13 protein-coding genes, 1 tRNA gene and 3 pseudogenes are annotated in these 13,758 nt (G+C 43.9%); 13 read left to right on the plus strand and 4 right to left on the minus strand.

Translation table 11 applies throughout. The features are described 5' to 3' along the window. The first annotated feature begins 18 nt into the window (after positions 1-18). The 10 genes and pseudogenes from ACGF7G_RS18605 to ACGF7G_RS18650 form a co-directional block, all read left to right on the plus strand. On the plus strand, positions 19-1,233 hold the full coding sequence (locus ACGF7G_RS18605; protein ID WP_387467473.1) for an IscS subfamily cysteine desulfurase: 1,215 nt from the start codon (positions 19-21) through the stop codon (positions 1,231-1,233). Positions 1,234-1,257: 24 nt separating this feature from the next. After that, on the plus strand, positions 1,258-1,644 hold the full coding sequence (gene iscU, locus ACGF7G_RS18610; protein ID WP_133814977.1) for a Fe-S cluster assembly scaffold IscU: 387 nt from the start codon (positions 1,258-1,260) through the stop codon (positions 1,642-1,644). A gap of 103 nt (positions 1,645-1,747) precedes the next feature. Beyond that, positions 1,748-2,071 carry an iron-sulfur cluster assembly protein IscA gene (gene iscA / locus ACGF7G_RS18615; RefSeq protein ID WP_387467475.1) on the plus strand — a complete coding sequence of 108 codons (324 nt, stop codon included), beginning with the start codon at positions 1,748-1,750 and terminating at the stop codon, positions 2,069-2,071. A gap of 37 nt (positions 2,072-2,108) precedes the next feature. Then, positions 2,109-2,630: a co-chaperone HscB gene (gene hscB, locus ACGF7G_RS18620; RefSeq protein WP_387467477.1), complete on the plus strand. Its 522-nt coding sequence runs from the start codon at positions 2,109-2,111 to the stop codon at positions 2,628-2,630. A gap of 11 nt (positions 2,631-2,641) precedes the next feature. Then, entirely contained in the window at positions 2,642-4,492 is a 1,851-nt protein-coding gene (gene hscA / locus ACGF7G_RS18625) for a Fe-S protein assembly chaperone HscA (RefSeq protein WP_387467479.1), read from the plus strand. Between the two features lie 2 nt (positions 4,493-4,494). Further along, positions 4,495-4,830, plus strand: a complete 336-nt coding sequence (gene fdx / locus ACGF7G_RS18630; RefSeq protein ID WP_021323903.1) for an ISC system 2Fe-2S type ferredoxin — start codon at positions 4,495-4,497, stop codon at positions 4,828-4,830. Positions 4,831-4,848: 18 nt separating this feature from the next. Next, positions 4,849-5,049 carry a Fe-S cluster assembly protein IscX gene (iscX, locus tag ACGF7G_RS18635; protein WP_133814981.1) on the plus strand — a complete coding sequence of 67 codons (201 nt, stop codon included), beginning with the start codon at positions 4,849-4,851 and terminating at the stop codon, positions 5,047-5,049. A 184-nt stretch (positions 5,050-5,233) separates the two neighbouring features. After that, complete coding sequence (pepB, locus tag ACGF7G_RS18640; protein WP_387467482.1) at positions 5,234-6,529, plus strand: aminopeptidase PepB; 1,296 nt, start codon at positions 5,234-5,236, stop codon at positions 6,527-6,529. Positions 6,530-6,595: 66 nt separating this feature from the next. Continuing rightward, positions 6,596-6,988, plus strand: a pseudogene (locus ACGF7G_RS18645) (enhanced serine sensitivity protein SseB C-terminal domain-containing protein); the annotation flags it as partial. 191 nt (positions 6,989-7,179) lie between these two features. Beyond that, positions 7,180-7,452 (plus strand): annotated as a pseudogene (locus tag ACGF7G_RS18650) (Rpn family recombination-promoting nuclease/putative transposase); the annotation flags it as partial. Here the strand turns inward: ACGF7G_RS18650 and ACGF7G_RS18655 are convergent. Together ACGF7G_RS18655 and ACGF7G_RS18660 are read right to left on the minus strand one after the other, a co-directional pair. Continuing rightward, a complete protein-coding gene (locus ACGF7G_RS18655; RefSeq protein WP_387467490.1) occupies positions 7,416-7,715 on the minus strand; it encodes a transposase in 300 nt (99 codons plus the stop codon). The pseudogene ACGF7G_RS18650 and the gene ACGF7G_RS18655 sit on opposite strands and share 37 nt — an antisense overlap. Before the next feature lie 655 nt (positions 7,716-8,370). Further along, positions 8,371-9,135, minus strand: a pseudogene (locus tag ACGF7G_RS18660) (IS5 family transposase). 681 nt (positions 9,136-9,816) lie between these two features. On the opposite strand from ACGF7G_RS18660, the gene fadL reads away from it, so the two are divergent. Further along, a complete protein-coding gene (gene fadL / locus ACGF7G_RS18665) occupies positions 9,817-11,151 on the plus strand; it encodes a long-chain fatty acid transporter FadL (protein WP_387467484.1) in 1,335 nt (444 codons plus the stop codon). 76 nt (positions 11,152-11,227) lie between these two features. Here fadL and mlaA read toward each other — a convergent pair whose 3' ends face one another. Further along, positions 11,228-11,980: a phospholipid-binding lipoprotein MlaA gene (gene mlaA / locus ACGF7G_RS18670; RefSeq protein WP_387467486.1), complete on the minus strand. Its 753-nt coding sequence runs from the start codon at positions 11,978-11,980 to the stop codon at positions 11,228-11,230. A gap of 189 nt (positions 11,981-12,169) precedes the next feature. Between mlaA and ACGF7G_RS18675 the strand changes: the two genes are divergently transcribed. Both ACGF7G_RS18675 and ACGF7G_RS18680 read left to right on the plus strand, forming a co-directional pair. Next, positions 12,170-12,244, plus strand: a tRNA-Arg gene (locus ACGF7G_RS18675). Positions 12,245-12,407: 163 nt separating this feature from the next. Then, positions 12,408-13,580: a tyrosine-type recombinase/integrase gene (locus ACGF7G_RS18680; RefSeq protein WP_387467488.1), complete on the plus strand. Its 1,173-nt coding sequence runs from the start codon at positions 12,408-12,410 to the stop codon at positions 13,578-13,580. A 7-nt stretch (positions 13,581-13,587) separates the two neighbouring features. On the opposite strand, the gene ACGF7G_RS18685 is transcribed toward ACGF7G_RS18680, so the two are convergent. Beyond that, the coding region (locus tag ACGF7G_RS18685) for a helix-turn-helix domain-containing protein (RefSeq protein ID WP_387467492.1) at positions 13,588-13,758 on the minus strand (171 nt) is incomplete at its 5' end.

A 13,758-nucleotide genomic window follows, 5' to 3' on the forward strand; every position in this document is an offset into this window, starting at 1 on the left:
GTAGGGAGCATGTGAGCAATGAAATTACCAATTTATTTAGACTACTCAGCAACGACACCGGTTGATCCGCATGTTGCTGAAAAGATGATGCGTTATTTGACCATGGACGGGGTATTTGGTAACCCAGCTTCCCGTTCTCACCGTTTTGGCTGGCAGGCTGAAGAAGCGGTTGATATTGCCCGTAATCAGATTGCCGATTTAGTGGGTGCCGATCCACGTGAGATTGTTTTCACTTCCGGCGCAACGGAATCTGACAATCTTGCTATCAAAGGTGCTGCTAATTTTTATCAGAAAAAGGGCAAGCATATCATCACCAGTAAAACCGAACATAAAGCGGTGCTGGATACTTGCCGTCAGTTAGAGCGTGAAGGATTTGAAGTCACTTATCTGGCACCTCAGAGCAATGGACTGATTGATTTAAACGATCTGGAAACTGCGGTACGTGATGATACCATTCTGATTTCCATCATGCATGTTAACAATGAAATTGGTGTGGTACAGGATATCGCCGCTATCGGCGAAATGTGCCGTAGCCGCGGTATCATTTTCCATGTTGATGCGACGCAGAGCGTAGGTAAATTACCTATCGACCTAACCAAACTGAAAGTGGATCTGATGTCTTTCTCTGCGCATAAAATTTATGGGCCGATGGGGATTGGCGCGTTGTATGTTCGCCGCAAACCACGCATTCGGATTGAAGCTCAACAGCATGGTGGCGGCCATGAACGTGGTATGCGTTCCGGGACGTTGCCGGTTCATCAGATTGTTGGTATGGGTGAAGCTTACCGTATTGCCAGGCAGGAAATGGAAAGTGAATCTCAGCGTCTGCGTGGCTTGCGTTTACGCCTGTGGCAGGGGATCAAAGATATCGAAGAAGTCTTCCTTAATGGCGACCTGGAACATGGCGCGCCCCACATTCTGAATGTCAGCTTCAACTATGTTGAAGGCGAATCACTGATGATGGCATTAAAAGATCTGGCGGTTTCCTCTGGTTCTGCCTGTACTTCTGCCAGTCTGGAACCCTCCTACGTATTGCGTGCGTTGGGTATGAATGATGAATTGGCTCATAGCTCTATCCGTTTCTCTTTAGGGCGCTTTACCACGGAAGAAGAGATCGACTACGCCATTGAACTGATTCACAAATCTATTGGCCGCCTGCGCGAACTTTCTCCACTGTGGGAAATGTTCAAACAAGGTGTGGATCTTAACAGTATCGAATGGTCTCATCACTAATCAGACGGTTTCAGGAGTAATAACATGGCTTACAGCGAAAAAGTAATTGATCACTATGAAAATCCACGCAACGTTGGTTCTTTCGATAATGAAGATCCCACGGTTGGCAGCGGCATGGTCGGTGCCCCTGCGTGTGGTGACGTCATGAAACTGCAAATCAAAGTCAATAATGAAGGCATTATTGAAGATGCGCGTTTTAAAACTTACGGTTGCGGTTCTGCAATAGCTTCCAGTTCTTTAATCACTGAGTGGATGAAGGGCAAATCTTTGGAGCAGGCAGAATCGATCAAAAATACTGAAATTGCAGATGAGTTAGAACTGCCGCCCGTGAAAATTCACTGCTCTATTCTGGCGGAAGATGCCATTAAAGCGGCTATTGCGGATTACAAAAGTAAGCGCCAGGGCAAATAATTGCCCTTGATAATAAGAAAATAGAAAATGAATTTGGTGGATACTGGCTGTTATATACCAACCAGTATCCGCCTTTGCTGGTTTTAAACAGTGAGGTTGTTGTATGTCAATTTCCCTTACAGAAAGTGCTGCACAACGCGTTTCGTCATTCCTGAACCACCGTGGAAAAGGCGTCGGTTTACGCCTTGGTGTTAGAACATCAGGCTGCTCAGGTATGGCATATCTGCTTGAATTTGCTGATATGATTAACGAAGACGACACGGTGTTTGAAGAGAAGGGTGTCAAAGTTATCATAGACGGCAAGAGCATGGTCTATCTCGACGGTACAGAACTGGATTTTGTTAAAGAGGGCCTTAACGAAGGCTTTAAATTCAACAACCCGAATGTCTCCAGTGAATGTGGTTGTGGAGAAAGTTTTAACGTTTAATTCCGTTTTTCGGCCAAATCCAGAGTAAGCTTAGATTATGGACTATTTCACTTTATTCGGGCTGCCGGCTCGTTATGCTATTGACCGTGAACAGCTGACACACTGCTATCAGGAATTGCAGCGTCAATTTCATCCTGATCGCTTTGCTAATCAGCCGGCGCGTGAAAAAACGCTGGCGTTGCAGCAGGCAGCGACGATCAATGACGGCTATCAGGCTCTCAAACATCCACTGAAACGTGCTGAATATATGCTTTCTCTGCATGGTTTTGATTTAGCCAATGAGCAGCACACCATGAATGACCACACTTTCCTGATGGAACAGCTGATGTTGCGGGAAGAGTTGGAATGTATTGAAAGTAAAGCGAATGCAGAAGCGGCACTGGCTGATTTCGCTGAACGTCTAAACGGGATGATTAAAACCCGCAGTCAGCAAATGGAACAACAATTGAATGACCAGCAGTGGGAACAGGCAGCCGATACCGTTCGTAAATTGCGTTTTCTGGATAAATTGCAGCAGCAAGTTGAACAACTGGAAGAACGTTTACTGGACGACTTTTAAGGAAAGCGTATATGGCTTTATTACAAATCAGCGAGCCGGGTTTATCCGCTGTACCACATCAACGTCGTTTGGCTGCCGGTATTGATCTAGGCACGACACATTCATTAGTTGCCACTGTTCGCAGTGGGCAAGCAGAAACACTGATGGATAGCGAAAACCGTTACCTGCTTCCTTCTGTTGTCCATTACCATGAAAATGGTAGTGAAATTGGCTGGTTGGCCCGTCAACAGGCGGCGCATGATCCGGTTAATACCATCAGCTCTGTGAAGCGCATGATGGGGCGTTCTCTGGCTGATATTCAGCAACGTTACCCAAATCTTCCTTATCAATTTCAGGCGAGTGAAAACGGTCTGCCGTTAATCAATACGGCAACGGGTTTGGTCGATCCTATTCAGGTTTCTTCTGAAATTCTTAAATTGCTGGCACAGCGTGCAGAAGCAACACTGGATGGTAAGCTTGATGGGGTTGTGATCACCGTTCCTGCCTACTTTGATGATGCACAGCGTCAGGGAACAAAAGACGCGGCGCGTTTAGCCGGATTACATGTTCTGCGCCTGCTTAATGAACCGACTGCCGCTGCGATTGCCTACGGGCTGGATTCGGGTCAGGAAGGGGTTATCGCGATTTATGATTTAGGTGGTGGCACGTTTGACGTTTCTATTCTTCGGTTAAGTCGTGGGGTTTTTGAAGTGTTGGCAACCGGCGGTGATACTGCGCTTGGTGGGGATGATTTCGATGCGATACTGGCTGATTGGATCCGTGAACAGATAGGTATCGCCAATCGTGATGACCATAGTCTGCAACGCCAACTCTTGGACATTGCCGCTCAGGTGAAAATCGCCCTAAGTGATGCTGATGTTGCAGAAATCAGCATTGCCGGCTGGCAGGGAAAAATCACCCGTCTCGAATTTGAAGTACTGATTACACCGCTGGTAAAACGGACTTTGCTGGCAAGTCGCCGGGCATTGAAAGATGCAGAAATCTCTGTGGATGAAGTTTTACAGGTGGTTATGGTGGGTGGCTCAACCCGTGTACCGTTGGTTCGTCATAGGGTTGGTGAATTTTTTGCCCGTGAACCACTGACTTCCATTGATCCTGATAAAGTTGTTGCTGTTGGTGCATCAATTCAGGCGGATATTTTGGTGGGTAACAAACCGGATAGCGACATGTTGCTGTTGGATGTTATTCCGCTGTCACTTGGGCTGGAAACGATGGGGGGCTTGGTTGAAAAAGTCATTCCCCGCAATACAACCATCCCGGTTGCGAGAGCGCAGGAATTCACGACCTTCAAAGACGGTCAGAGTGCGATGAGTATCCATGTGGTACAAGGGGAACGGGAATTGGTGAGTGATTGCCGTTCACTGGCCCGTTTTACCCTACGGGGTATTCCTCCGTTACCGGCGGGTGGCGCTCATATCCGGGTTACGTTCCAAGTGGATGCTGATGGCTTGTTGAGTGTTAGCGCGTTGGAAAAATCCACTGGTGTAGAAGCGTCTATTCAGGTGAAACCGTCCTATGGTTTATCTGATGAAGAAATCGCCCGCATGATAAAAGATTCTATGGCGAATGCTCAAGAAGATATCAATGCGCGCAAACTGGCAGAACAAAAAGTAGAAGCGGCACGGGTGCTGGAAAGTGTCACCAGTGCGTTAGAAAAAGATGCCGATCTGCTGAATGAACAAGAACACGCGGCGATTGATACCGCCGTAGAAACACTGATAAAAAGCGTTCAGGGGAGTGATCCTGAAGTGATTGAGAACGCAATTAAACAACTGGATAAGCAAACGCAGGAATTCGCTGCACGCCGGATGGATTCATCTGTTCGTCGGGCGTTGGCGGGCCATTCTGTGGACGAGATTTAATTATGCCGAAAATTATATTTTTACCTCATAACGATCTTTGCCCTGATGGTGCAGTTTTGGAAGCCAAAGAAGGGGAATCCATTCTGAATGTTGCATTGCGCAATGGGATTGAGATTGAGCATGCTTGTGAAAAATCCTGTGCTTGTACCACTTGCCACTGTATCGTTCGTGAAGGTTTCGATTCACTGGAAGAGAGCTCTGAGCTGGAAGACGACATGTTGGATAAAGCTTGGGGGCTCGAGCCGGAAAGTCGTCTGAGTTGTCAGGCTAGAGTCTCGGACGAAGACTTGGTGGTTGAAATTCCAAAATACACCATTAACCATGCCCGTGAGCACTGATTGGCAGGAGAAATATCAATGAGCCTGAAATGGTCTGATAGCCGAGAAATCGGTGAAGCGCTGTATGACAAATTTCCTGATTTGGATCCAAAAACAGTTCGCTTCACAGATATGCATCAATGGATTTGTGACCTGGATGATTTTGATGATGCGCCTGAGAAATCCAGTGAAAAAATTCTGGAAGCTGTACTTTTGGTCTGGCTGGATGAGTTTGAATAATAAATAGCATTAATCTGTTATTTATTGGTCACAATTTTAAGGTAGTCTGAGCTTTAATGAAAAACTGGCTTTAGCCAGTTTTTTTATAAGGTTAATATTTGGCAGACGAACAATTATGTGGGTGGAAACCTGAATAAGATCCTCACTGCCATTTAAGTGGTGAATAATTAGAGGTGAGAAAAGAATGACTAAACAAATCATGCCAATAACACTGTCTTATGAGCCAGCCGCAGCGTGCTGGGGTGAAAAAGCGCTGATTAGTTCGAGTGATCAAGGGATGACTATTCATCTGACTGGTAAAGGCAAATTGGGTGCGGTTCAACGTGCTGGGCGTAAAATTGATGGTCAGGGCATTTGTCATGTCGCTCTGATGGGTGAAGGCTGGGACTTGGAAAAAAGCTGGGCATTTTGGCAAGGCTTCCGTGCGCCAAAAGGCAGTCGTTCTATTGAATGGCCTCAATTGCCGGCGGCTGAAAAACAAGAGCTAGAAAGCAGAATTAAAATCATTGATTGGGTGCGTGACACCATCAACATGTCAGCCGAAGAGCTTGGGCCGGAACAATTGGCAAAGCGTGCTATTGACCTGATGTGTGGCGTTGCGGGTGAAGCGGTAAATTATCGCATAACTAAAGGCGAGGATTTACGTGAACAGGGTTATATGGGTATTCATACTGTTGGTCGTGGCTCTTCCCGTGATCCGATTTTGTTGGCGTTGGATTACAACCCGACTGACAACCCACAAGCGCCGGTATTCGCTTGTTTGGTGGGTAAAGGCATCACATTTGACACCGGTGGCTACAGCCTGAAACAATCTTCTTTTATGGACTCCATGAAATCAGATATGGGCGGAGCGGCAACGCTGGCAGGTGCGTTGGCATTGGCAATCAGCCGTGGCTTGAAACAGCGCGTTAAACTGTTCCTCTGCATTGCGGATAACATGGTCAGTGGCAATGCCTTTAAACTGGGTGATATTATCCGTTACCGTAATGGCAAATCTGTTGAAGTCATGAACACCGATGCGGAAGGTCGTTTAGTGGTGGCGGATGGTTTAATTGATGCCAGCAAAGAGAAAGCGAAGTTAATCATTGATGCGGCGACCCTGACGGGTGCAGCGAAAATGGCTGTGGGTAATGACTATCACTGTGTATTCAGCTTTGATGATAAACTGGCGGCTGATTTATTGGCTGCATCAGAATCTGAAAATGAATTATTTTGGCGTTTGCCACTGGCTGAATTCCACCGTAGCCAACTGCCATCGAATTTTGCTGATTTGAACAATGTTGCTGCACCATCACATACGGCTGGTGCGAGTACTGCGGCGGCTTTCCTGTCTCATTTTGTGGAAGAATACCAAAAGGGCTGGGTTCACATTGATTGCTCGGCAACTTACCGTAAATCTGCGGTAGAACATTGGTCGGCTGGCGCAACGGGTTATGGCGTTCGTTCGATTGCTAATTTGTTGTTAGCGAAAGCGAAATAAACCCATTTTATATAAAAAAACTGATTGGAGATTTTTATGAGTTCATTAAATGAGTTGATTTCAGTTGAGGTTGATGTGCCAAGTGGCAGCGCGATAACACTCAGCCAGCCGGAAGAATATCCTTCGCAGCTCATTGAAGCTCTGGTCAGTTTATTTAGTCAGCGTAAACCTGTCCGTCGTGCTTTTATCATCCAGGCCCATGATAAAAATATGGATGAAAAACCCAATTTATTAATTGGGCTGGAAATGAATGGTACGGAGGATGAAATTGAACAGCTAATTCAAGAAGCCGGTGGTATTGCCTGCGAATACACGTTTGAAGAAGAACCTATTGACTTCTGTTTGGTTGATGAAAAGGAGCGTGGTATCAGCCACTATTTGATTCAGCATACACAGCCATTTTATCAGCGTAAATTGGGCAGTTGGTTACGGGGGAATATTCCGGTAATAAATAAGTAACTTGTAAAATCTCTGATATTAATTTAGCTGAGATATTTATTGCGTTAAAACAGTACCAGAGTAGTTGCCTGTCTCATAATGAACATTTTATTTTCCATCAATAAAATGTTCATTATGTATGTATTTCCTATCACGGATCATTTTTTAAATATGATGATATCTAAATATAACTATTTATAAGTTTCGATTACCTGAACTTCGTTTCTCAGAGAAAACACACACTAACGCCACATGATACGGTATTCAAACAGTTTTTAGGTCATATTGATACTGCCAGAGATTTTCTGGAGATACATTTGCCCGCGACATTACGGGCCGTTTGTGATCTGGATACATTGCGGTTGGAATCCTGGTCGTTTATTGAAGATAATCTGCGTGCGCATTATTCCGACATTTTGTATTCATTGAAAACAGAGCGGGGTGATGGTTACGTGTATTGCGTGATCGAACACCAAAGTTCCCCGACAAATACGCGATGACGAGGAATACGGAGATTGTGGCAAACGGCAATTTTGGTTGAATCAATAAAAGCGATCCTCTGGGTTTCAGCCTTGCGTGACGAAAGAAAAGCACAGAGAGGAATGGGTGCCCTTTGCTTCAAGGTTAACATCCGGGTGTAGCTAACCAGCCGGGGAAAATCGGCCTTAAGATAGAGTTTAACATGCTGAATATAAAACGTTTTAAAATCACGATAATGGCTCATGTGGAATAAAATGAGGAGCGTCATCACTTCACTGAGAGAAAGGGAAGCTTCGCGGCGAGGTTTGAGCAAACCATTTTCAATTAACTGTTAATGCCAGAGAGGAATAAATTGTTGGCAAAAGTCATCGACGCAGCAGTAAAGTTCTTCTAAATTAGACATGCCTGAGGATCTCCACGATTTTGTTTTCTTTGACAAAAACTTTGATCGTGCCTCAAGCACTTAGTTCCCTTCTTAAGCAAACCTCAGGTTAATTAAGCAACAAAGATGATCACGAATTTTGTTGAATACAGGTATTGTGCCGATGGCACAGTACGGAAAAAATCATGGCAAAAGCACTCAGGCCGAGACAGAAAACTCCATATTATTACCAGATAATTTGGCTACAAATTTACCGGTATTACCAAAGTTATCGATAAATGTAATTGTCTTATCATGATGAAAGTTGGGTGAACTATCGGTGGGAACTGTACAGTCTGCGTTTATATTGACGAATTGGTAGCCGGGTTTCGCATTAACAGTCATATTAAAATCAAATGTATACTTTTCTTCCTCCATCACCATTTTCTGTGTTTGCTTCCCCTCCCCATAGTAGTCGGACATATCATAACAGCGAGCAATCCACCACTGCTTAGATCACCAGCAAAAGGTTTATCTTTACCTTTGTCACTAGATAATGTCGTCATAAAATGCTTAACCAAAGAGCGAGACAGCGGATCTGAACGCCAGCAAGAAATGAGCCACTATTTTTGGCATAACGGGTCGCTATACCACGCCAGCGTTTAAGATGCAGGAAAGCATTTTCAACTAAGTGCCTGAGCCGATAGAGTTCCCGGTCATATTCTCGTCTCACTTTGCGATTTTTACGGCTGGGAATTTGCGCTTCCATACCTTGTTTTTCTGCTTGTTCAACAACGGCATTGCTGTCATAGCCCCGATCCGCCAATAAATGTGCCGCATCTATTCCTTCAATCAAGACCTCAGCTTGTGAGCAATCCGCTGTGGGACCGCTTGTAATAAGTACTCTGACCGGCATACCATGCACATCCACGGCCAGATGTATCTTGGTATTGAGCCCTTTTGTACGCCCCATATCCTGATTACCACCTTCCGCCCCTGCGGCATGGGGATGAACCTTAATGTGACTGGCGTCAATCATCAGCCATTCGAAATCCGGTTCAGAGATGAGTTCTTCAAGCAATCCTTCCCATACGCCTTTGTCACGCCACCGACAAAAACGACGATGCGTATTTTTCCAATCGCCATAATCGGGGGGTAAATCTCTCCAGGGGGCCCCTGTTCGTAAAATCCAAAATACCGCATTAATAAATAGTCGATTATCATAAGCGACACGTCCTCAGGCGTCCTGACGTCCTGGTAAGTGAGGCTCAAGTCAATGCCAAACACGATCAGAGATATCGTGACGACGGTGTGCGGGTGTGCTCATGGTTAAGTCATCCATTCGTGTAATCAGGCGTTATTATTATATAAATTAATTCATGACGACGCTATCTAGTACTACAGCCGTAATTCTCTTTCTCAACAAACGGCATATTCATAGATAAAGATTAAATCATTACGATTTCTCCGTGTTGTAATCATCAGAAAAAATACAGATTTTTTGTTTCTACGGCTGTAGTACTAGAGCATGTTCGCAAGCGGTAAAAAAGAAATAACAATTAAGGAGGGACTCAGTAAAACACCCCGCTATTTATTCAAAACAACCACACAGCAGCAAGCTGTGGTTTCTTCTGCGCCATACCGGTTTATGACATCAGTCATATTTTAATTCTCCCAAAATTAATAAATTATCTTAATATTTCATCCTTCTGACCACGGGAAACCAGCGTCTACCCTATTACAAGTATATTTATCCCATTGGTATTTGATTTCAAAAAGTCATTTTTAAACGTTTTTATTAACATCAAAAATCATTTTTTTGTTAACTGAGTCGCGTTTTTGATATCAATTTGGCCATATTTTAAAAACATTCTTGCAACACCAACTGTCATCAGACCTATACTTCACGACTGGTCTGATTTGTCATCAAGACAAACCGACTCTACAATCCTGCGCTCCTTAGCTAAGTAAGTGGCATAGTTAAATAATAAACAAGAGGGTTTTGGTCATGAACCAGAAAAACCTGTTCACCCGTTCAGCATTAGCGGTTGCAGTGGCTATAATTTCATCCAATGCTGGCGCTGCCGGTTTCCAGTTAAATGAATTTTCTACTTCGGCTTTGGGCCGAGCTTTTTCCGGGGAAGGAGTTGTTGCAGATAACGCGACTGTAGGCAGCCGTAACCCAGCAGCAATGACTCTGTTTGATCGCCCATCGTTTTCTATTGGTGCCATCTATATCAATCCGGACGTTGATATCACAGGTAAGTCGCCGACGGGTAAAAGCACTAATGCTAAAAATATTGCGCCTACCGCTTGGATACCTAATCTGCATTTTATTATGCCGATTGATGATCAATGGTTTGTTGGTACTTCGGTCACCACTAACTTTGGTCTGGCTACTGATTTTAGTAACAACTATGAAGCAGGTCCTATTGGTGGTAAAACTGATCTGACAACGTTGAACTTCAACCTAAGCGGTGCTTATCGACTGAACGATAACTTCAGCTTTGGTTTAGGACTGAACGCTGTTTATGCGGATGCAAAAATCGTCCGTCATGCGGGCGCTCTGTCAGACATTTTGGCGCAGAACCCCAAACTACCAAAAGGTCTCATCAAACGAACAGATGAACTGGCTAATCTGTCAGGTAAAGATTGGGGCTACGGCTGGAACGCAGGCATCATGTATGAAGTAGATGAGAATAACCGCTACAGCCTAACTTACCGTTCTAAAGTTAAAGTTAAATTTAAAGACGGTGATTATAAAAATGACATACCTGTTGCACTTGGTGCAATGGGACAAAAAATAGGGATAAATTTACCTGCCACCGGTGGCCAAACCATTGGAGGTAAGTTGAATCTTAATTTGCCAGATATCTGGGAAGTTTCCGGTTACAACCGTGTAGCACCTAAATGGGCTATCCACTATAGCCTGGCATATACAGGCTGGAGTGAGTTTAGTGAACTGAAAGGAACCAAAAATAAAGACGGTTCAGTCCTGTTCAGTAAACATGAAGGTTTTAAAGATGCCTACCGGATTGCTTTAGGTACAACTTATTATCACGATGACAATTGGACATTCCGTACTGGCATCGCCTTTGATGATAGCCCGATTCCTGCTGAAAACCGTTCTATCTCTATTCCTGATCAGGACCGTTTTTGGTTGAGCGCGGGTGCAACTTACGCGTTTAACAAAGATATGTCTGTTGACGTAGGCGTTTCTTATATGCATGGTCAGAAAGTCTCTGTCAAAGAGAAATTGGTCGAAAGTCTGCCTTACACATATGAATTTGATGCGAAAGGCTCTGCCTGGTTATATGGTGTGAACTTCAACTACGCATTCTGATAATATGTAGCGCCTAAAAAAGGATAGCCTTGCTGCTATCCTTTTTTATTTACGAAGTTAAACCAGGTAATAACTATCAATCAATACTGTCCAACTCATCCTGTAATGCTTCAGCATTTGGATTTCTCGTGGCTTCCAGTTTACCGTCACTTGCCATAAAATTATGGTTCTGGAAATAAGCCTCGCGCATCATCAGGTATGGATCTGATGAATTTTTCAATAAACCATCAGAATCCAGTAAACGAGCGCGAGTTTCAATACCTTCAAATATCCACTTACCCGCTGACATCCAGATATTCAGATAACTCAGCATTGGGTAAGTCATATCAGCCCAATTTCCCCCTTCATCACGTAGAGTGAAACTGCCATAACCCGGTAATACAGTATAAGGACCATATCCCACATCATAATAGCCCAGAGTACTACCAAAGCGTTTTGACTCTTCTTTTGCCAGCTTAGGGTTTGCCATAGTTGCGACATCAATCAACCCACCCATCCCAAAAATGGTATTCAGGAAAAAACGATTAAAATGTTTCATTCCCTGATATGGGTTACCACGTAAGAAACTGTTTACCATGCTAGCCGGTTCTTCGAGATTACTTAGAAAATTACCCAAACCATTTCGAGCAGGCATTGGTACATAATCGTGCCACACTACTGCGACCGGACGTAGAATATAAGGATCAAGAACATCATAATTAAAGTTGAACATTGTACGGTTAAAACCTTCCAGAGGGTCTGAACGCCCCTGCTCAACAGTATTAGATGAACTGGCACATCCCACCAGCAATGCGGCTGTAAGAGCGATTCCGCCCAAACGATACATCATACATTTCTCCAAGTAATAACTTCTTAGATCCGGCAAATCAATTTGTGCATTACCCACCGACGATCATCAGTAATATAAATATTACTGACAATTCAACTTGAATGGTACTCAATTTGAGTGGTTGTTAAATAGGCAAACAGTTCATAACGCCTTATCTTAGGAAAGAAAAACAGTTATAATGCGGATGTTGTCCCCTTAGTTAAATGGATATAACAAGCCCCTCCTAAGGGCTAATTGCAGGTTCGATCCCTGCAGGGGACGCCACTCAAGTATGAACAGACATAACCCCACATGAACAAAATCCCCTTCCAAACTGGCATTCAATGCAATCAACGTGAACTGTTAAGAACCAAAATGAATTGACTACAACGAACTTTTGCGGGCATATTGTGGGCATGGTTAAAAAACACAACGGAATTATGCCCACATGCTTACAGTCAAACAAATAAGCGCTGCAAAGCCAAAGGACAAAGCTTATCGCATGGCTGATGCAGGCGGTCTGTTCATCTTTATCCCTCCGACCGGTAAAAAAATATGGAGAATGAGATATAGATTTGATGGAAAAGAAAAGACTCTTGTAATCGGTCCATATCCAGAGATAAGCATTACAGAAGCTAGGGCAAAACAATCCGAAGCAAAAGTGAAGCTGTTAACCGGGATTGATCCATCAGAGCAAAAGCAAATTATAAAGAAGAGTGAAAAAATAGACAATGCGGATTCATTCTCAGACATATTCAGTGAGTGGCACTCACATAAGTCAAAAGTGTGGTCAATTGGATACGCTGATGATATAAAGCGCATGTTTGAAGATGACATCTTGCCGATAATTGGACACATGGAAATGGAAGAAGTGGAACCAATGATTCTACTGAAAGTAATCCGATTATTTGAAGATCGAGGAGCAATGGAGAGGGCTGATAGAGCGAGGCGTAGGTGTGGTGAGGTTTTCAAATACGCAATAGTTACAGGTAGAGCAAAATATAATCCTGCCCCCGACTTAGTTAATGCAATTAAGGGATATCGCAAGCAGAACTACCCATTTCTCCCCATGGAGCAAATACATGACTTTAACAATGCGCTGATCGGTTATGGGGGTAATATCATCTCAAAAATAGCAACGCAGATTTTGCAGTATACCGCTCTGCGGACAATTGAACTCCGATCGATGACATGGAAAAACGTTGACTTTGAAAACATGTTGATAACTATCGACCCATCTGTAATGAAAGGCCGTAGATTGCACGTTGCTCCAATGTCTCAGCAGGTGAGTAATTTACTTAGAACTCTACAGCCCATAACGGGCCAATACGATTTAGTGTTTGTCGGTAGAAGTGATAAGAAAAAACCAATCAGCGAAAATACCATTCTTGGTGTTATCAAGCGAATCGGTTATGAAGGACGAACCTGCGGCCATGGATTCAGACATCAGTTTAGTACGGTCCTAAATGAAAAACACTGGAACAAAGACGCAATCGAAGCCCAACTAGCACACGCGAGCGGTGGCGGAACTCGCGGAATATATAATCACGCGAAATACTTAGATACACGTCGAGAGATGATGCAGTGGTTTGCTGACTGGATCGATAGGATCAATAAGTAAAGCTGTTTTAATTTCTAACAGGCAAATACTTATACACAGTAGACAGTGACGTATTATAAATCAGTGATAGCTGTTTACGTGTGTGACCATTAGCTAGTAGTCTTATAGCTTGTTGCTTATCTTCAGCTGACAGTGACACTGGTCTTCCTCCAACTCTCCCTTGAGCACGGGCAGCTAC

This window comes from Photorhabdus sp. RM323S, assembly GCF_042879375.1.
Classification (GTDB): Bacteria; Pseudomonadota; Gammaproteobacteria; order Enterobacterales; family Enterobacteriaceae; genus Photorhabdus; species Photorhabdus tasmaniensis.

What these genes read in the sequence shown, in the direction of transcription:
- ACGF7G_RS18605 (WP_387467473.1), top strand. Translation starts at nt 19, where the DNA reads ATGAAATTACCAATTTATTTAGACTACTCAGCAACGACACCGGTTGAT.
- iscU (WP_133814977.1), top strand. Translation starts at nt 1,258, where the DNA reads ATGGCTTACAGCGAAAAAGTAATTGATCACTATGAAAATCCACGCAAC.
- iscA (WP_387467475.1), top strand. Translation starts at nt 1,748, where the DNA reads ATGTCAATTTCCCTTACAGAAAGTGCTGCACAACGCGTTTCGTCATTC.
- hscB (WP_387467477.1), top strand. Translation starts at nt 2,109, where the DNA reads ATGGACTATTTCACTTTATTCGGGCTGCCGGCTCGTTATGCTATTGAC.
- hscA (WP_387467479.1), top strand. Translation starts at nt 2,642, where the DNA reads ATGGCTTTATTACAAATCAGCGAGCCGGGTTTATCCGCTGTACCACAT.
- fdx (WP_021323903.1), top strand. Translation starts at nt 4,495, where the DNA reads ATGCCGAAAATTATATTTTTACCTCATAACGATCTTTGCCCTGATGGT.
- iscX (WP_133814981.1), top strand. Translation starts at nt 4,849, where the DNA reads ATGAGCCTGAAATGGTCTGATAGCCGAGAAATCGGTGAAGCGCTGTAT.
- pepB (WP_387467482.1), top strand. Translation starts at nt 5,234, where the DNA reads ATGACTAAACAAATCATGCCAATAACACTGTCTTATGAGCCAGCCGCA.
- ACGF7G_RS18655 (WP_387467490.1), bottom strand. Translation starts at nt 7,715, where the DNA reads ATGACGCTCCTCATTTTATTCCACATGAGCCATTATCGTGATTTTAAA.
- fadL (WP_387467484.1), top strand. Translation starts at nt 9,817, where the DNA reads ATGAACCAGAAAAACCTGTTCACCCGTTCAGCATTAGCGGTTGCAGTG.
- mlaA (WP_387467486.1), bottom strand. Translation starts at nt 11,980, where the DNA reads ATGATGTATCGTTTGGGCGGAATCGCTCTTACAGCCGCATTGCTGGTG.
- ACGF7G_RS18680 (WP_387467488.1), top strand. Translation starts at nt 12,408, where the DNA reads ATGCTTACAGTCAAACAAATAAGCGCTGCAAAGCCAAAGGACAAAGCT.